Annotated in this window: 14 protein-coding genes and 1 pseudogene; 4 read left to right on the top strand and 11 right to left on the bottom strand. The window is 70.4% G+C overall.

What is annotated here, in order from left to right; translation table 11 throughout:
- The first annotated feature begins 281 nt into the window (after positions 1-281).
- Positions 282-1,247, top strand: a complete 966-nt coding sequence (locus RNB18_RS20110; protein ID WP_311715457.1) for an ABC transporter substrate-binding protein — start codon at positions 282-284, stop codon at positions 1,245-1,247.
- A 102-nt stretch (positions 1,248-1,349) separates the two neighbouring features.
- Here the strand turns inward: RNB18_RS20110 and RNB18_RS20115 are convergent, their stop codons facing one another.
- From RNB18_RS20115 to RNB18_RS20135, 5 genes are read right to left on the bottom strand one after another with little or no spacing between them, the layout of a single operon-like run.
- On the bottom strand, positions 1,350-2,249 hold the full coding sequence (locus tag RNB18_RS20115) for an ROK family protein (RefSeq protein WP_311715458.1): 900 nt from the start codon (positions 2,247-2,249) through the stop codon (positions 1,350-1,352).
- Entirely contained in the window at positions 2,246-3,865 is a 1,620-nt protein-coding gene (locus RNB18_RS20120) for an ABC transporter ATP-binding protein (protein ID WP_311715459.1), read from the bottom strand. The genes RNB18_RS20115 and RNB18_RS20120 overlap by 4 nt, the downstream gene beginning before the upstream one ends.
- Positions 3,862-4,734: an ABC transporter permease gene (locus tag RNB18_RS20125; protein WP_311715630.1), complete on the bottom strand. Its 873-nt coding sequence runs from the start codon at positions 4,732-4,734 to the stop codon at positions 3,862-3,864. The genes RNB18_RS20120 and RNB18_RS20125 overlap by 4 nt, the downstream gene beginning before the upstream one ends.
- A gap of 26 nt (positions 4,735-4,760) precedes the next feature.
- Positions 4,761-5,720 carry an ABC transporter permease gene (locus tag RNB18_RS20130; RefSeq protein ID WP_311715460.1) on the bottom strand — a complete coding sequence of 320 codons (960 nt, stop codon included), beginning with the start codon at positions 5,718-5,720 and terminating at the stop codon, positions 4,761-4,763.
- Positions 5,720-7,465 (bottom strand): peptide ABC transporter substrate-binding protein, encoded by a 1,746-nt coding sequence (locus RNB18_RS20135; protein WP_311715461.1) that lies wholly within the window; start codon positions 7,463-7,465, stop codon positions 5,720-5,722. The genes RNB18_RS20130 and RNB18_RS20135 overlap by 1 nt, the downstream gene beginning before the upstream one ends.
- Positions 7,466-7,645: 180 nt before the next feature.
- Here RNB18_RS20135 and RNB18_RS20140 point away from each other — a divergent pair, with 180 nt between their 5' ends.
- Together RNB18_RS20140 and RNB18_RS20145 are read left to right on the top strand one after the other, a co-directional pair.
- Positions 7,646-8,839 (top strand): ROK family transcriptional regulator, encoded by a 1,194-nt coding sequence (locus tag RNB18_RS20140; RefSeq protein WP_311715462.1) that lies wholly within the window; start codon positions 7,646-7,648, stop codon positions 8,837-8,839.
- Between the two features lie 52 nt (positions 8,840-8,891).
- Positions 8,892-10,400 carry a M81 family metallopeptidase gene (locus RNB18_RS20145; protein WP_311715463.1) on the top strand — a complete coding sequence of 503 codons (1,509 nt, stop codon included), beginning with the start codon at positions 8,892-8,894 and terminating at the stop codon, positions 10,398-10,400.
- Between the two features lie 9 nt (positions 10,401-10,409).
- Here RNB18_RS20145 and RNB18_RS20150 read toward each other — a convergent pair whose 3' ends face one another.
- The 6 genes and pseudogenes from RNB18_RS20150 to RNB18_RS20175 all read right to left on the bottom strand — a co-directional run bounded on the left by RNB18_RS20150 (position 10,410) and on the right by RNB18_RS20175 (position 17,187).
- Positions 10,410-11,003 carry a GTP-binding protein gene (locus tag RNB18_RS20150; RefSeq protein WP_311715464.1) on the bottom strand — a complete coding sequence of 198 codons (594 nt, stop codon included), beginning with the start codon at positions 11,001-11,003 and terminating at the stop codon, positions 10,410-10,412.
- Positions 10,990-11,349 (bottom strand): DUF742 domain-containing protein, encoded by a 360-nt coding sequence (locus RNB18_RS20155; protein WP_311715465.1) that lies wholly within the window; start codon positions 11,347-11,349, stop codon positions 10,990-10,992. Before RNB18_RS20155 ends, RNB18_RS20150 begins: the two co-directional genes overlap by 14 nt.
- Before the next feature lies 1 nt (position 11,350).
- Positions 11,351-11,773: a roadblock/LC7 domain-containing protein gene (locus RNB18_RS20160; protein ID WP_030313681.1), complete on the bottom strand. Its 423-nt coding sequence runs from the start codon at positions 11,771-11,773 to the stop codon at positions 11,351-11,353.
- A gap of 1,357 nt (positions 11,774-13,130) precedes the next feature.
- Positions 13,131-15,056, bottom strand: a pseudogene (locus tag RNB18_RS53715) (nitrate- and nitrite sensing domain-containing protein); the annotation flags it as partial.
- A gap of 69 nt (positions 15,057-15,125) precedes the next feature.
- Positions 15,126-16,136, bottom strand: a complete 1,011-nt coding sequence (locus RNB18_RS20170) for a substrate-binding domain-containing protein (protein WP_311715467.1) — start codon at positions 16,134-16,136, stop codon at positions 15,126-15,128.
- 253 nt (positions 16,137-16,389) lie between these two features.
- On the bottom strand, positions 16,390-17,187 hold the full coding sequence (locus RNB18_RS20175) for an SAM-dependent methyltransferase (protein ID WP_311715468.1): 798 nt from the start codon (positions 17,185-17,187) through the stop codon (positions 16,390-16,392).
- Positions 17,188-17,437: 250 nt separating this feature from the next.
- Between RNB18_RS20175 and RNB18_RS20180 the strand changes: the two genes are divergently transcribed.
- A complete protein-coding gene (locus RNB18_RS20180; protein ID WP_311715469.1) occupies positions 17,438-18,169 on the top strand; it encodes a Type 1 glutamine amidotransferase-like domain-containing protein in 732 nt (243 codons plus the stop codon).
- Positions 18,170-18,208: the final 39 nt, after the last annotated feature.

The following is an 18,208-nucleotide window of genomic DNA, read 5'->3' on the forward strand; positions in this document are numbered from 1 at the left end:
AATGGCTCCTGCACGCCTGTGTGACCGGCGCCAACTTCGGCGAGACTACAGCCTCTTCGGACAGCGCTTGCCGCCGCCCTGAGTCAAGAATCCGTTACAACCCGCGCTGCATCCCGCGTGCCGGTTTCGCTCTTCCTTCACAATCGACCATGGGTTGGCACCAATTGTGACCAGGCCGGTCTTGACTGACCGAGAACAGGCTGGATTGGATCAGTGCAAGGGCTTCCCCCCTTGAACGTCCTTGAACCGCCTTGCATCCCCTGAGTTCCGGAACGGGAATCGTGACTTTTACCGCCGCACACCGCAGGTCCATCAGGAAGAACCCCGGCGTGGCCGCTGTCGCGCTCGCCGCCGCCACGGTCCTGCTGGCGGGATGCGGGTCCTCCGACGACACCTCCGACCCGCTGAGCGAGGACACGGCCGGGGCCGCCAACGGCGACACCGTCGTCGTCGGCTCCAACAACTTCGCCGAGAGCATCCTGCTCGCCGACATCTACGGTGAAGCCCTGAAGGCCAAGGGCATCAAGGTCACCTACAAGCCCAACATCGGCAGCCGCGAGACCACTTACGGCCTGCTGAAGAACGGCTCCATCACCGTCCTGCCCGAGTACAACGGCTCGCTGCTCGCCTACCTGGACAAGGATGCCAAGCAGGAGTCTGCGCAGGCCGTGGACGCCGCGGCCAAGGCCAAGCTCGACTCCAAGCTGACGCTGCTGGACTCGGCGCCGGCGGAGGACAAGGACTCGGTCACGGTCAACGCGGACACCGCGAAGAAGTACAGCCTGACCACCGAATCCACACTCGCCGACCTCAAGGACATCGCCGCGGACCTGGTCATCGGCGGTTCGCCGGAGTTCCAGACCCGGCAGCAGGGTCTGCTGGGCCTGGAGTCCGAGTACGGCCTGAAGTTCAAGTCCTTCAAGGCGCTCGACGCGGGCGGTCCGCTGACCCAGGCGGCGCTGAAGAAGAACACCGTGCAGGCCGCGGACATCTTCACGACCGACCCGACCATCACCAAGGAGAAGTTCGTCGTCCTCCAGGACCCGAAGAACCTCTTCGGCTTCGCGAACGTGACTCCGCTGGTCTACAAGTCCGGTCTCACCCAGGAGGGTGTCGCCGCGCTCAACGCGGTCTCCGCCAAGCTGGACACCAAGGCGCTCCTCGACATGGACTCCCAGGTCCAGCTGGAGAACAAGGACCCGCTGGACGTGGCGAAGGCGTGGCTGAAGACGAACGGCCTGGGCTGACCTCGGTCGAGCACCGGCGCGGGTGGCCACCCCAGTAGGGGAGGGCCTTCTCCACAGGGGGCCCGCGCCGGGGCTCGGTTCTCGTCCCGGCCGGCTCGCAGGTCAGACTCCGAGTTCCGCCCGGACCCGGGCCGCGGCGCCCACGGCCACCGCGTCCCCGCCGAGCAGTGAGGGCACCACCCGTACCGGCTGCCCGCTGACCGGCGGTTCGGTGGCCAGGGCCCGCAGGATCGACGGTTGGAGGAGCGTCCAGGCGCGGCTGACGCCTCCGCCGATCACGACGGTGGTGACATCCAGCAGGCCCACCGTGACGAGGAGCGCGCGAGCGACGGCGGCGCCCGCGTCCTCGTACACGGCGAGCGCGTCCGGGTCGGAGGCCGCCGCCACTTCGCGCGCGCTCAGCTCCCGCCCGGTCCGCTCCCCGTACCGCGCCGCGATCGCCCGCCCCGACGCCAGCGTCTCCAGATGGCCCCGCCCGCCGCACGTGCACGGCAGGTCGCCGAAGCCCGGGATGTGCCCGATCTCGCCCGCCGCGCCGTGCGGCCCGCCGTAGAGCGCCCCGTCCAGCCACAGCGCTCCGCCGACCCCGGTACCGAGGGTCATCCCGAGCACATCGGGCTCGCCCGCCACCGCCCCGGCCGTCGCCTCGCCGCGCAGGAACGCGTTGACGTCGTTGTCGAGGAACGCCGGCACACCGAGCGCCTCCTCGAACGCCGCCGTCACCGCGAACCCGGCCCAGTCCCGGAAGGAATCGCTGGCGACCAGAATCCGCCCGTCCCGCGTGTCCACCACACCCGCCGCCCCGACCCCGACCCCGAGCAGCCGTGCCTCCGTACGGTCGAGCAGCAGACGTACGGCGTCCAGCGCGGCGCCGACCATCGCGCCCCCGCCGGCAGCCGCGGGCGTGGGCACCTCCAGTCGGTCGACGACCGTCAAGTCATCGGTGAACAAGGCCACTTGGGTGCTCGTACCGCCGATGTCGACACCCGCGACCGCCCTCACGCGGTGACCTCGGCCTGCTGCTCGGCGCGCCGCCGCCTCTGCACCACCGGATCCGGCACGGGTACGGCCGCGATGAGCCGCCGGGTGTACTCGGTCTCCGGGCGCAACAGCGTCGACATGGTCGGCCCCTGCTCCTCGACCCGCCCGTCCCGCATGACGACGACCCGCTGCGCGAACTCCTGCACGACAGCCAGGTCGTGGGAGACGAAGAGGCAGGCGAACCCCAACTCCCGCTGCAATTCGGCGATCACCTCCAGCACGGTCCGCTGCACGCTCACATCCAGCGCGCTCGTCGGCTCGTCCGCGACCAGTAGCCGGGGTTCGAGGACCAGCGCCCGGGCGAGACTCACCCGCTGCCGCTGACCACCGGACAGCTCACGCGGCCCCCGCCCCGCCAACTCCCCGGGCAGCCGCACGAGTTCGAGCACCTTCGCGACCCGGTCCCGCCGCTCGGCTCCCGACATCCCCCTGCGGTGCACCCTGAGGGGCTCTGCCACGCACTCGGCCACACTCATCCGCGCGTCCAGCGAGGCCACCGGGTCCTGGAGCACCACACCCACACCGGACAGGAGCGCCCGCCGCTTCCGGCCCCGGACCCGGCCCAGGTCGGCCCCGAACAGGGACACCGAGCCGGCGGCGGGCGCGACGAGTCCGAGTGCGACCCTGGCCGCGGTCGACTTGCCCGACCCGGACTCGCCCACGAGCCCGACGGTTTCTCCGGGACGGACGTCGAAAGAGACACCGTCCAGGGCCTGGACCCGACCGAACCGCACGGACACGTCACGGAGTCGCACCACCGGGGGCTCCTCCGCCGGGGGTGCGTCCTCGCCGCTGAACCTCAGCCGCGGCACCGCCGCCAGCAGCCCCCGCGTGTACGCGTGCTCGGGCCGCAACAGCACTTGCTCCACGGGCCCCGTCTCCACGACCTCGCCCCGCAGCATCACGGCGACCCGGTCCGCGAAGTCCGCGACCACGCCCATGTTGTGCGTGACGAGCAGTACGCCGGTGCCCGAGTCGGCCGCCAACCGCCGTAGCAGATCCAGGATCTCGGCCTGGACGGTGACGTCCAGCGCGGTGGTCGGCTCGTCCGCGATCAGCAGACTGGGCGAGTTGGCGATCGCCATGGCGATGACGACCCGCTGCCGCTGCCCGCCCGACAGCTGGAACGGGAACGCCGAGGCCCGCCGTTCAGGCTCCGGAATCCCGACGCGGCGCAGGAGCTCGACCGCCTCACGGGCGGCTTCCGACCGGGAGACGTCCCGGTGGTTCCGTACGACTTCAGCGATCTGGGCGCCGACCCGGGTCAGCGGATCGAGGGCGGTGGCCGGTTCCTGGAACACCATGGAGGCGGTCCGCCCCCGCAGCCGGGCCAGCGAGGCCTCCGAGGCCCCCACGATCTCCGTACCGTCGACCGCGACCCGCCCCGAGGCGCGCGCGTTGCCCGGCAGCAGCCCCATCGCGGCGAGCGCCACCGTCGACTTCCCGGACCCGGACTCGCCGACGAGGGCGAGTGTCTCGCCCGGCCGGACGTGCAGCGACACGCCACGGACGGCGGGCACGTCACCCGTTTCCGTGGAGAAGGTCACCCCGAGGTCCTCGATGGTCAGGATGTTCACGCGCGTCCCCTCACGTCGAAGGCGTCCCGCAGCCCGTCGCCGATCGCGTTGAACGCGCACACGACGAGGATGATCGCGAGGCCCGGCGGAACGATCAGCCACCAGCGCCCCGAGTACGCGGCCGTCAGCCCGGCCGACAGCATGCCGCCCCAGTCGGTCTTCGGCGGCTGCACACCGAGCCCGAGATACGACACATAGGCGATGAGCAGGATCGCGTCGGCGATCTGGAAGGTGGCCGCGACGACGATCGTGGACACCGAGTTCGGCAGGATGTGCCGGCGGATGGCCCGCCCGTGCGTGCCGCCGGTCGCCCGCAGAGTCAGCACATAGTCCCGGTTCTTGAGAGTGAGCGTCTCGGCCCGAACGAGCCGGGACGGCACCAGCCAGGACACCAGTCCGAGGACCAGAATCAACCCTGCCGTCCCGGGATTGGTGATGGCGGACACGACCAGCAGGATGAACAGCGCGGGGATGGCGATGCCCGCGTCGACGACCCGCATCATCACGGCGTCCACCCAGCCGCCCGCATACCCAGCTACCGCACCCCACAGCGTCCCGATCACGGTGGCGAGGACGCCGGCGGCGAGCCCGACGAGCAGCGACACCTGCCCCCCGTACATGAGCCGCCCGAGCTGGTCGTGTCCGACGGCGTCGGTACCGAGCCAATGGGCTGAATTCGGCGAGAGGTTGACCTGGGTGAGGTCGGTGTGGGTCTGGTCGGTGGAGTACACGAGGGGCCCGACGAAACAGAACAGCAGGAAGAGAACGACAACAGCGGCCCCGGCCACAGCGAGCCGATTGCGCGCGAAGCGCGCTCTCAGGGGCGCGGGGCTGCGTCCATTTGCGGCTCCGCCGCGGGGCGCGATCAGCCCCCACCGGCCCGCGCTTTGAACACTCACGCCCGCCCCTCCTTCACCCGAGGATCGACAACCCGCTGCACCACATCAGCAAGCAAGGTCCCCACAACAGTCGCCACCGAGATCACCAGCACACACCCGAGCAGCACCGGATAGTCCGACGACTGGGCCGCGGACCAGAACAACAACCCCATCCCCGGGTAGTTGAACAACTGCTCCACCACCAGCGCGCCCCCGAACAGCACCGGCACGTAGTACCCGAGCATCGCCACCACCGGCGTCAGCGAGTTGCGGAAAACGTGCCGGAAGAGCACCGCGTACTGCCCCGCACCCCCCGCCCGCGCGGTCCGCACATAGTCCTCGGAGAGGTTCTCCAGCGTCGCGCCCCGCATATAGCGGCTGAACACGGCCACCATGGACGCGGCCCCGGTGACCACGGGCAGCACCAGCCCCGCGGGATCCGCGAGCACCTGCCCCAACGTGTCCCCTTGCGGCGCCTGCGACGGAAACCACCGAAGCGTCTGCGTGAACAGCAGAATCAGCAGCAGCCCCAGGAAATACACCGGCGTCGAATACGCGACGAAGCTCAGGGTGGTGATGACATAGTCGGTCGGCTTGTTCCGCCGCACCGCCTGCCACATACCCAACGGCACAGCCAGCACCAGCCCGACCATCGCGGACAGCACGGTCAACACCAGGGTTTTCGGCAACCGTTGCTCGATCAGCCGCGAGACCGCTTCGTTCAGCGTGTACGACGTCCCGAGATCCCCCTGCACCAACTCGCGCAGATACAGGACGTACTGCACGGGCAGGGACCGGTCGAGTCCCTGCTCGTGATTGAACGCGGCGATCTGCCCGGCCGTCGCCTGGGGCCCGAGGATCCCGCGCGCGGGACCCCCGGGAAGCGCGTGCAGCAGGCAGAAGACCACGATCGTGACGATCAGGATCACGGCGAGGGCCTGAAGAAGCCGACGGACGAGATAGAGGACCGTGTCCACTAGCCGATCCACTTCCACTGCGCCGGGTGGAAGTTGGCCAGCGAGTCCTGGGAGAAGCCGCCGAGCCCGTTCTTGAGGACGGAGATCTGGTAGTCCGGCTCGGGCAGCCAGATGACGGGCAGGTCCTTCGCGAGGGCTGCGCTGTAGTCCTGGATGGCCTGGTTCGAACTCGATGTCGTGGTGGCGGAGACGAGCTTGTCGACGTCCGGGTTCGAGTAGTTGCCGAAGTTGGAACCGCCGCCGGTCTGGAACAGCGAGTCACCGGTCGGGAAGGCGTTGAAGTACCAGCTGCCCGCCGTGCCGAAGAAACTCAGCTGCCACTTGCAGATCGACTGACCCGACGTGCACTGCGGGGTCTGTGAGAGCACCGAGTTGACCGGAGCGGTCTTGATGGAGAACTTGATGCCGGTCTTCGCGAGCGAGGACTGGATCGCGCTCATCATGTTGTCGGTGACCGCGGAGCCGGACTGCGAGAGCACCTGCATCTCGAACTTCGTGCCCTTGGCGACGCCCTCACCGCACTTCGCGGGCTCGGAGCAGGTCATGACCCCGCCCTGTTCGGTCCAACCGTGGCTGGCCAGGAGGGACTTGGCGGTGTCGTTGGAGAACGGGTACGGGTTGTCCTTCTGCACCGACGACAGGAAGTCCGAGGCCTGTCCCTGCGGGATGGGACCGTAGCCGGGTACCGCCGTCCCGTTGAGGACGACCTTCGCGAGACTTGCCTGGTCGATGGAGTGCTGGATGGCCTGACGGGCGTAGAGCTGCTTGAACACGGCCCCCATGGCCGGGTTGTTGAAGTTGTACGGCATGTAGGTGATCGCCCAGCCCGACCACGGCTCCACCTTGAAGCCCTGCGCGGTGAAGCTGTCCTTCTGGTCGAGGTCGGTCGCCTCGATGTAGCCGTAGTCGACGCTGCCCGAGCGCAGGGCGTTCTTCTCGGCGTCGGCGGTGGTGAAGGGGAGCAGATTCACCGTGGGGATGTTCGCCTTCTCGCCGCCGTCGTACTTCTTGTTGGCGGTGAGGACCACCTTGCCGGCGGTGGAGAAGGATTTGACGGAGTACGGGCCGCTGGTGGTCTTCCACAGCGGGTTCGAGGCGTATCCGGAGATGTTCTTCGCCGCGTCGTTGAGGTAGGTCCAGGCCTGCTTGGCATCCCGGCCGCCGGCCCAGGCGTGCTGCGGGAGCGGGGTGATGGAGTTCAGCTCGTTGGCGAGCATCCACTGCGGGTTGTAGGCCTTGTCGAAGGTGATCGTGAAGTGGCGGGCGTCGACCGCCTTGAAGGACGTCCAGTTGTCCGGCGCCTTGCCGGGGTTGTAGCCCGCCCACTCGGACTTGTTCGCCTTGATGAGGTCGAACCAGAACTTCACGTCCGCCGAGGTGATCGGCTTCCCGTCGCTCCAGTGCCGGTCGCCCAGGGTGATCGTCACGCTCTTGTTGTCCGCGGCGAACTTGGCGTCCGTGGCGACCGAACCGGCCTTGTTCCAGCCGATCTTGCCGGTCGAGCCGTCATAGGCGATGAGCGGCTCCCACAGCGTGTTCGCGATGGAGATGTTGTTGGTGTTGAGGTGCGCCGCCGTGCCGACCGGCAGGATCCAGTTCGGGGTGAAGTTCGCGGGCAGCGCGTAGTTGATCGTGTCGTGCGAGGACGACGACGTGCCGCTCGACCCCGAACAGGCGGTGAGCAGCAGGGTGCCCGCGCTGAGGGCGGCGGCACCGGCGAGGAGTCTCGTGCGGGCAGGGGGCATGGCGTGCTCCTGGGACCAGGGAAGTGGAAGCGGGGTGGAGCAAGTGAACGCCCCCTCTGTTGGAAGAAATAGGCGTGCCGCTGTAAAAAGCCTGTTTCTGCTGTTCTGAAAAAAGCACAGAGAGGGTTTTCGGGCCTACGCTCGGCGCCTGGGCCGTCGAATTCGGGAGTAACTTCGACCATGCTTGAAAAAAGTCAGCCACCGCATCGACGGCACGGCTCCGGCTTCTCCTCGCTCGCCGAGAGCGTCCTCGAACTCCTCGCCTCCGGGCAGGCGTCGACCCGTACGGAACTCGCCGCACTGCTCGGCGCCGCACCTTCGACCGTGTCCTTCGCGGTCGGCCAGTTGCTCGCGCACGGCCTGGTCGCCGAGGAGGGCACCCGGTCCTCCACCGGCGGGCGGCCGCGCAAGGTGCTCCGGCTCGGCGGCAGCGACGGATACGCGGTCGCGGCCGACCTCGGCGGAAAGCACGCGCATGTCGGGGTCGTGCACCCCGGGGGCGGTCTCACCGACGTGTCGACCGTGCCGTTCGCCACGGCGGACGGGCCCGAGGCCGCGCTGCCGGGCCTGGCGGACACTCTTCAGGCTCTGATCGACCGGCATGGCCGGGAGCAGCTGCGGGGCGTCGGTCTGTGCCTGCCGGGCCCTGTCGACGTCGAGCCGGGCCTCGTCACCCTTCCGGCGCGCATGCCCGGCTGGAACCGCTTCCCCGTACGGGACTGGTTCGAGGAGCGCTTCGCCGTCCCGGTGGCCGTCGAGAACGACGCCAACTGCATGGCCGTGGGCGAGCACAGTGTCCGGCCCGTCGAGCACCGGCAGTCGATCATGGTGAAGGTGGGCTCCGGGATCGGGGCGGGCGTCATCGCGGACGGGCGGCTGTACCGGGGCGCGACCGGAGGGGCGGGGGAGATCACCCACGTCCGCGTCGAGGCCGCCCAGGACACCCCGTGCTCCTGCGGCAACACGGGCTGCCTGGAGACGGTCGCCTCGGGCGCGGCACTGGTCAGGATCCTGCGGGAACGGGGCCTGCCGGTGGCGAGCACCGAGGACGTCGTACGCCTCGCCCTCGACGCCGACCCCGAAGCGACCCGCGCGGTCCGCCAGGCCGGCCGCTACCTCGGCCAGGTTCTCGCCGCCAACGTCAACTTCTTCAACCCCGACGCCGTGTACCTGGGCGGCATCCTCTCCACGCTGGAGCCGTTCGTCGCGGCCGTGCGAAGCCAGCTGTACGAGGGCTGCCATCCGCTGGTGACACAGCACCTGGTGATCGAGCGGACGTCGTTGGGCGCCGATGCCGGGTTGGCGGGGGCAGGCCAGTTCGCGCTGCAGCGGGCGCTGGCGCAGGCGATGAAGACGGTCACCGGAGGCTTGTAGGGGCGCGACCAGCCACGACGAACTCGCAGACAACAACGGATTTGGAGCAACCGTGCCTTCATCCCGCCCCGTAATCGCCATCGCAGGCCTCGGCATCGAGTCCTCGACGTTCTCTCCGGCCCGCACGCAAGCCCCCGCCTTCCACCCCCTGCGCGGTGCGGAAGTCCTCACCCGGTACCCCTTCCTGGCCCCGGGGCAGCCGTTGCGCGGGGCCGCAGACTGGCGAGGAACCCTCGTCGGCAAGGCACTGCCCGGCGGTACGGTGACGGCGGGCGCCTACGCCGAGCTGACCCGTGAACTACTCGACCGTCTCCGGGCACTGGGCCCCATCGACGGCCTCTGGTACGACATCCACGGCGCGATGACCGTCGAGGGCGTGGACGACGCCGAAGCCGAACTCCTGTGCCGCATAAGGGAGATCACCGGCCCCGACACGATCATCTCCGCCTCCATGGACCTGCACGGCAACGTCTCGCGGGAACTCGCCCATGCCACCGACCTGATCACCTGTTACCGCATGGCCCCGCACGAGGACGCGATGGAGACGAAGGAGCGGGCCGCCCGCAACCTCGTGCACCATCTCACCAGCGGCGCCGCCCGCCCGGTCAAGGCCTGGATCCCGGTCCCCGTACTCCTGGCCGGTGAACAGACCTCAACCCGGATCGAGCCGGCGAAGAGCGTCTACGCCGCCGTGGCGGAGGTGGAGGCGACCGACGGAGTCACGGACGCGGCGATCTGGGTCGGCTACGCGTGGGCGGACGAGCCCCGCAACCGGGCCGCGGTCGTCGTGACGGGCTCTTCCGCGGACGTGGTGACGACCGGTGCCGAACGGCTCGCCCGCGGCTTCTGGAAGGCCCGCCACGACTTCGACTTCGTCGCCCCGACCGGCACGCTCGAGGAGTGCCTGGACGCGGCGCTGGCCTCGCGGAAGCGGCCGTACTTCATCAGCGACACCGGCGACAACCCGACAGCGGGCGGCGCCGGCGACGTCACCTGGGGGCTCCAACAGGTGCTGGCCCGCCCGGAGTTCAAGGATCCCTTTGGCCCGGTGGTCATCTACGCCTCGCTCCCGGGCCCGGCCGCCGTCGACACGGCCGTAGAGGCCGGCGTCGGTGCAACGGTCACGGTGACCGCAGGTGCCGAGGTCGACGACCGTCACGCGGGCCCGCTCACGCTGACCGGTGTGGTCCACGCGATCCGGCACGGTGACCAGCACGCGGTGACCGAGGCGGTGCTGCGGGTGGGAAGCGTGTACGTGATCCTGACGCGCCTGAGAAAGCCGTACCACTGTGAACACGACTTCACGGACCTGGAGTTGGCGCCGCGCGAGGCGGATCTCGTCCTCGTCAAGATCGGGTATCTGGAGCCCGAGCTGTTCGCGATGGCCGCCGACTGGAAGATGGCCCTCACCCCGGGCGGCGTCGACCAGGACCTGCCGCGCCTCGGCCACCGGCGTATCCGCCGGCCGATGTTCCCCTTCGATCGCGAGATGCCCGACCCGGGCCTCACGGCTCGGCTGATCCCGTCCTCGGACGAGGAGTTGACCGGGCCGGACGAGTAAGGTGCGCCGCTAGTCGACCGCCGCGGCGATCAGCAGGTCCAGGAGGGCGATCAGCACGTCCCGGGACGACTCGCGTCGCCGTGCGTCGCACAACACCACCGGGACGCCCTCCGGGAGGGCGAGGGACTCCCTGATGTCCTCGGCCGGGTACGGGTGTTGGCCCTCGAAGCCGTTCACGGCGACGACGAAGGGGATGCGCCGGCGTTCGAAGAAGTCCACCGCGGCGAAGCTCGACTCCGGGCGCCGGACGTCGATGAGGACGACCGCGCCCAGGGCGCCGACGGCGAGGTCGTTCCACATGAACCAGAACCGCTGCTGGCCCGGGGTGCCGAAGAGGTAGAGCACGAGTTCGTCGCTGATGGTGATCCGGCCGAAGTCCATGGCCACGGTGGTGGCCCGTTTCTGCTCGATCCCGGCGAGGTCGTCGACGCCCAGGCCCGCGACGGTGAGGGGTTCTTCCGTGCGCAGCGGGGCGATCTCGCTGACCGACCCGACCATGGTGGTCTTGCCGACCCCGAAGCCCCCGGCGATGAGGATCTTGACGGTGTCGGGTGCGGTGGGAGTACCGGCTGTCTCGGTGGCGAGCGGGTCAGAGTCGGCCAAGGCCTTCCCTCACTTTCTGCAACAAATCCAGGTCCGGGGTGCGGGGCGAGACGGGGCGTGGAGGGTGCGCGGTGATGAGGCCCGCTTCCAGCAGATCGCAGAGCATGATCACGACCACGCTGACCGGGAGGTCGAGCAGCGCGGCCAGCTCCGCCACGGCGACCGGGCGGGCGCACCGGCGCAGGATGCGGGACTGCTCGGCCTGCGGGCGGGGGGCGAGTTCCGGTGGCGGGTCCACCGCGGTCACCGTCGTGATGAGGGTGAAATCGGCACGGCTGGGCCGCGTCCTTCCGCCGGTCAGGGCGAACGGTCGCACCAGCCTGCCCGCCGCATCGCTGTCGGTCACCTCACCCGCCGGTGGGGCCGATGCCGGCCCGTGGTGCCGCGCTGAGGTGCTCGCCGATCTTCTTCACCAGCATGTTCATCTGGTACGCCACGACGCCGACGTCGGCGTTCGGCCCGGTGAGCACGACGAGATGGGCGCCGGGCCCCGCGGAGGTGAGGATCAGGAAACTGTTGGCCATCTCGATGAGCGCCTGGCGCACCGGGCCGCCCCGGAAGTCCATGCTGACGCCCTTGCTCAGGCTCATCAGACCGGACGCGGTCGCCGCCAGCCGCTCGGCGTCGTCGCGCAGGAACCCGGTGGACTTGCTGACGACCAGCCCGTCCTCCGAGAGCACGACAGCCTGCGTCACGTCGGCGACCCGCTCCACGAGTCCGGTGAGCAACTGGTCCAGCTGGGTGTGCGTGGCGGGGGTGGGGCGTGTCATGGCGTGTCCTTCATGAGCGATCGATACGGGGACTACGAGCGGCGAGGGCCGCGTCGTGCGGGGTACCGGGGGGTGCGGCCTCGGCGGGGGCCGGCTCGGCGGCGGCACCGGTCGGCTGTTCCGGGTCTGCGGGGGCCGTTTCTTCGGGGGTGCCGGGAGGGTGCTGGTCGGCGGGGGCTGTTTCTTCGGGGGTGCCACGCAGGGGTTCGACGGCGGGAGTGTCCTTGGCAGCGTCCGGGTCGCCCGGAGCACTGGGGAGACCGTTCCGGTCGGTGGGGCTCGTTTCTTCGGGGGTGCCGAGCGGGGTTTCCCCGGCGGGGGCAGAGATCGCCGGGGTGCCGGGCAACCCGCCCTCGGGGGTGCCGAGCGGGTCGGTCCCGGTGCTGGTCGCCGTGGTCGCGTTCTCCGGGGTGTCGAGGACGTCGTCCTCGTCCCGGGCGCGGAGCGTCCCGAGCTGGAATCCGGCGAGCGAGGAGGCCGCGTGGTCCGCCGTGAACTCGTCGGCGTCGGCGTCCTCCTGCTCGCCGACGGCCGGGGCATCCTCCCTCAGCTCGGCAGCCAGACTGGTCTGCGGCACCCGCCGGGGGAGAGGCGCGAGCCCGTCGGGGCGGGCGGCGCCCACCGGACGCGACGCGCTCATCGCCGGGGCCGCCGAACCTCTCGCGTCCGCGGCCCCCGACCCGCCGGTCTGGTTTCCCGTGCCCGCGGTGGTCGAGGCGCCGGTCGGGCCTCCTGCGTCCGCGGCTCCCGGTAGTCGAGCAGGGTCTCCCGCGTCCGCCGACTCCGTCGTACGAGCCGAACCTGCCGCGTCCGCGGCCCCCCACAGGCCGGTCGGGTCTCCCGCGTCCGCGGTGGTCGAGGCGCCGGTCGGGCCTCCCGCGTCCGCGGCTCCCGGTAGTCGAGCAGGGTCTCCCGCGTCCGCCGACTCCGTCGTACGAGCCGAACCTGCCGCGTCCGCGGCCCCCCACACGCCAGTCGGGTCTCCCGGGCCCGCGGTGGTCGAGGCACCGGTCGGGTCTCCCGCGTCCGTGGTGGCCGACGCACCGGCCGGGTCTCCCGTGTCCGCTGACCCTGAGGCACCGTTCGGGGCTCCCGCGTCCGCGGCTCCCGGTACACCAGCCGGGCCCCCCGCCTCCGCCGACCCCGACGCACCAGCCAGGTCTCTCGCCTCCGCGGACCCCGTCGAGCGGGCCGTGCTCGCCGGCACCCTTGCTTCCGCCCCAAGCCCCATACGCGCCAAGGGCCTTGCGTTCCCGGCGTCTGTCGATCGGTCTCCGTTGGGCGTGCTCTCCACACGCCCCGGCCCCGTCGTGGCCCCGACACCGGCGACGGCTCCGACCAGGTTCTCCGCCTCGTCCTCCTCCCGTACGACGATCTCGTGCGGGAGGAGGACGATCGCCGTCGTTCCGCCGTACGGCGAGGACCGCAGCGTCACCTGGACGCCGTGGCGGTTGGCGAGGCGGGCGATGACGAACATGCCCAGGCGGAGGTCGTCGGCGAGGGCGACGACGTCGAACTTGGGGGCTTCGGCCAAGTGGGCGTTGAAGGAGGCGTATTCGTCCTCCGACATGCCAAGGCCCCGGTCCTCGACCTCGACGGCAAGACCCTTGGCGACCAGCCCCGCCCGTACCGAGACGGGACTCGGCGCGGGGGAGTACAGCGTGGCGTTCTCGATCAGCTCGGCCAGGAGGTGGATCACGTCCGCGACGGCGGGCGGCGCCAGGCAGACCTCCTCCTCCGTGTGCACCTCCACCCGCTGGTACTGGGCGACCTCACCCACCGCACTGCGCAGGATGTCGATCAGCGCGACCGGCTCGGTCCAGCTGCGCCGCGGCTGCCCGCCGCTGATGATGACCAGGTTCTCCTCGTACCGCCGCAACTGGCTGGCCGTGGAGTCCAGTTCGTACAGCCCCGCCAGCACGTCCGGGTCCTGGTGCTCGCGCTCCAGCGTGTCCAGCCGGCTGAGCTGGAGGTTGACCAGGTTCTGGCTCTGCCGCGCGATCCCGAGGATCACCTTCTGGAAACCCCGCCGGGTGTCGGCGAGTTCGACGGCGGTCACCACGGCCGTTCGCTGGGCCGCGTTGAACGCCTGGGCCACCTGCCCCAGTTCGTCCGAGCCGTAGTCCAACTCCGGTGCGGCCCGGTCCACATCGACCTTCTCGCCCCGGTCCAGCCGTGCGACCACGTCCGGCAGCCGCTCCTGGGCCAGACTCAGCGTGGCCTCCCGCAGGCCGCGCAGCCGCCGGGACAGCGAACGGGTGATCCGCCAGGACATGAAGAGGCACAGCAGCAGCGCGATGAGCCCGCCGGCACTCAGCGAGGCCGCCGTCAGCAGCTGCTCGTGCGCCTTGTCCGCGCTGCGGGTGAGCAGCCCGGACGTCTGCTGCCGGATCAGCGCGGTGTAACGGACGGACACCTTGTCCATCGCCGGCGTCCACCGCTTCCGCAGGTCCGGCAGGGCCACCTGTCCCGTCCCGGCGGCCGGACGCGCGGCGAGCACCTGGTCCTCGACGGCCGTCAGGGCCCGCCAGTCCGGGCTCGCCAAAATCCGCTCGGTCTGCGTCTTCGCGGTGCCGCTCAGCGCGGGCACGATCTGGTCCTCGACGAGCCACCGGCGCGTGTTCACCAGCTGGACGAACTGCTCCCAGGCCTTCTCGTCGAGATGCCCGGACGACCAGGCCAGGGTGAGCGCCACATCCTCCTGCGAGGTCAGCTCCGCCGCGTGTTCGATGGCGACGAGTGGTCCGGCCTGCGAGGTGAGGTCGCCGTCGTCGACCTGCGAGAGCTGCTGGAAGGCGTGTATCTGGTCGTCGATGATCGACGTGTACTGGTCGAGGGCCTGCTGGGCGGTGATGTCGGTGGGGTGGTCCACCTGGTCGCGGTAGTACTCCAGGCTGCCCACCGAGCCGAGCACCGAGTACAGCTGGTCGGCGATGCGCGCGGGCGCCTGCTGGATCTCGTCGGACTGCCGGACCAGCTTGGCGACCGCCGCGTCCGTGGCCGCGCGTTTCTCGTCCAGGGCGGCCCGGGAGCCGGGCACCTTGGCCAGCCAGGCGGCGGACACCGCGCGTTCCCCCTGCAGCGCGAGCGTGGCCTCGGTGCCCATCGCGCCGGTCGACCGGCTGAGCTCGGTTTGCGAGCGCAGCCGTAGGCCCTCCGAGAACAACTGCGTGGTCGTTACGCCCCACATGGCGGCGAGAGTGACGCTGGGCACCAGCGCCAGCATGATGAGGGAGAGACGTATGGAGCCGAGGCGGCGCCGGGCACCTGTCCGATCGGGCATGGTCGTCCTTGGGCGGTCAGGGAGAGCGGAGTGGGGTGTTCGGAGGCGAGTTGTCGTTCCGAAGGGAGGTCACCTCGTGCCGGCCGCGGCGAACTTCGCGACCGTGGCGACGTTCGTCCGGGTGACGAACGCGGGCCCGGTGAGGACGGGAGCCACACCGCCCCCGCTGACGTTGCCGTTGGTCCTGTACAGCCACAGGGAGTCCACCGCGAGGTAGCCCTGCAGATACGGCTGCTGGTCCACCGCGAACTGTACGTTCCCGGCGCGGATCGCCTTGACCAGGTCGTTGTTGAGGTCGAAGGTGGAGACCTGGGCCTTGCTTCCGGCCGCCTTCACCGATTCCACGGCGTCCAGAGCGAACTGCGCGCCGAGGGTGACGACTTCGTCGATGCCGGGGTCCTGCCGCAGCCGGGCCGTGAGCACGGTGTCCACGGCCTCGGGGTCGGTGCCCTCCACGTACAGGTTCTCGGTCTCGCCGCGGAACGTCTTCTTGAGACCGGCGCAGCGCGCTTCCAGGGCGACGTTGCCCCGCTCGTGGATGACGCACAGCGCGTGTTTGACCTTCAGGCCGTTCAGCTTGTCCCCGACGGCGGCGCCGGCCACGCTCTCGTCCTGGCCGAAGTACTCCAGCAGCCCCTGCGACTTCCAGGCGTCGATACCGGAGTTGAGACCCACCACCGGGATGCCGGCCGCCCGCGCCGCGGCCACCGGTGCCTTCATCGCGGCCGGCTTGGCCAGGGTGACCGCGATGCCGTCGACCCGGTCACTGATCGCGTCGCGCACCAGCTGGGCCTGGCCGGCCGGGTCGGAGTCGTTCGCGTATGTCAGATCGACCCCGTCCTTCGCGGCGGCGGCCTCGGCACCCTTCTGCACGAGCTCCCAGAAGGCGTCACCCTCGCCGCCGTGGGTGATCAGGGCGACCTTCAGCCCTGCGGCGTCCGCCCCCTCCGCCGCGCCCTTGCCCGACCCGAGGGAGGAGTCGCCGCTGGAGCATCCGGCGAGCAGCAGCAGGGCTACGGAGGTGAGGGCGGCCACGCGCAGGGATCTCGGGGGAGTCCGAGGTGGGGGAGGAGTGTTCATGGGAGCGGCACCTCGCTGTGCGGCCGAGCAGGCGGAACGCGAAAGGGTGGCCGGAACGCGGGTGCGTCGGCCGGTTTTACCTTCACTGGCCAGGAGCCAACCGCGTGTGACCGCCGGTAGTCAAGTGATCAGCCCCTTGTAATGACTTCTCGGTCCCGCATCGTAATGATCTTCACGTCTGCGGGCAGGAGGAGGTGGCGGTAGCGGGGTGGCGTTCATGGCCCCATCCTCGTCCCCCGCCGCATCACCCGCGTCACGGCTTGCGCCCCACCACCCCGTACATCGCGATGTCCGCGTCCCGGATCACCTCGGTGCCCGAGCCGTCCGGATGCCATTTGTGCACCTGGACGATGCCCGGCTCCACGATCTCCAGTCCCGTGAAGAACTCCGCGGCCTCGGCGAAGTCGCGCAGCCGCATCGGCATGTCCCGCGCGGCGTACTCCCGGGCCACCCGGCCGACCTCGTCCGGGGCGAACTCCGCGGTGCCGATGGACATCGCGAGGTGGCTCCCGGACGGCAGCGGGTCGAGGAGCCGGCGCACGATGCCGACGGCGTCGTCCTCGTCCGTCATGAAGTGCACGATCGCGATCACCAACAGCGCCACCGGTTGCGTGAGATCGAGCGTCGCCCGCAGCTCCGGCGCATCCAGGATGCTCGCCGGATCCCGCATGTCGGCCTCGATGTACGAAGTCCGGCCCTCGGGCGTGCCGTTGAGCAGGCCCTGGGACAGGCGCAGCACGAGCGGGTCGTTGTCGACGTACACCACCCGGGCGTCGGGGGACACCGACTGGGCGATCTCGTGGATGTTGGGGGAGGTGGGGATGCCGGTCCCGATGTCGAGGAACTGCCGTATCCCCGACTTCTCGGCGAGGTGGCGCACCGCGCGGTTCATGAAGTCGCGGTTGGCCCGCATGTGGACCGGCAGCGCGGGCCACTCCCGGACCATGGCATCGCCCGCCTCGCGGTCCGCCGGGTAGTGGTCCGCACCGCCGATGATGTAGTCGTAGATCCGCGCGGAGTGCGCGCTGCCGGTGTCGACGTCTCGCTCCATGCCCCTACCGTCCCACCGTCAACTGCCGTCCAATCCAGCATGGTTGAGGACGGTGTGGGTTTTCCTCGGTCAGGTGGGTGCTGGTCACGCAGTTCCCCGCGCCGACGCCGCACCAGTGCCCCCGCGATGTCCCGGGCCGACCGGGCGGCCACCGTCAGCGAACCAACCACTGGGCCGGTTGAACGGCACCCGCCCGCATGCCCCCATCCTCGCCCCTGTCCTCGCGCGGCCGCTGGCTATGATCATGTGAATGGGCTCGGAACCGACCATCGTCGCCACCTCCGGAGGACACCGCACCGGTGGTCGCACCATGGTGTCGTTCCACGCGCTGGTGCACCACGCCGTGGATCTGTCGGGCGCCCACGGTCGCAGGCCGCGCGTGATGTACGTCGGCACGGCCATCGGGGACGCCGAACACTTCACGGCGCGGATGCACGAGGCGGCCCGGGTGGCCGGCTTCGACCTCACCCCGCTCCAGCTCTTCCCCATGCCCAACCTGGACGACGTCGAGGGCACCGTCCTGGAGCAGGACGTGGTGTGGGTCATGGGCGGCTCGGTGGCGAACCTGCTCGCCGTGTGGCGGGTGCACGGCCTCGACCGCGTCATGCGCAGGGCCTGGGAGGCCGGGGTGGTGCTCAGCGGGGTCAGCGCGGGCTCCCTGTGCTGGTTCGAGGGCGGCACCACCGACTCGTACGGCCCCGAACTGCGCCCGCTCACCGACGCGTTGGGCTTCCTGCCGTACGGAAACGGCGTGCACTACGACAGCGACCCGGGCCGTCGCCCCCTGGTCCACCGGCTCGTCGCGGACGGCACCCTGCCCGCCACCCACTGCACGGACGACGGCGTGGGACTGGTCTACCGCGGCACCGAACTCGTCGAGGCCGTCACCGAGGTGCCCGGAAAGGGCGCCTACGTCGTCACTCGCGACGGCGGGACGGCGGTCGAGGAACGCGTCGAACCGCGCAGGCTGCCCGGCGTCTGACGGGCGGTGCCTGCGCGGTCCGGGCCCCGGGAGGGCGGG

It is taken from the genome of Streptomyces doebereineriae (assembly GCF_031845645.1).
In the GTDB taxonomy this organism is placed as follows: domain Bacteria; phylum Actinomycetota; class Actinomycetes; order Streptomycetales; family Streptomycetaceae; genus Streptomyces; species Streptomyces canus.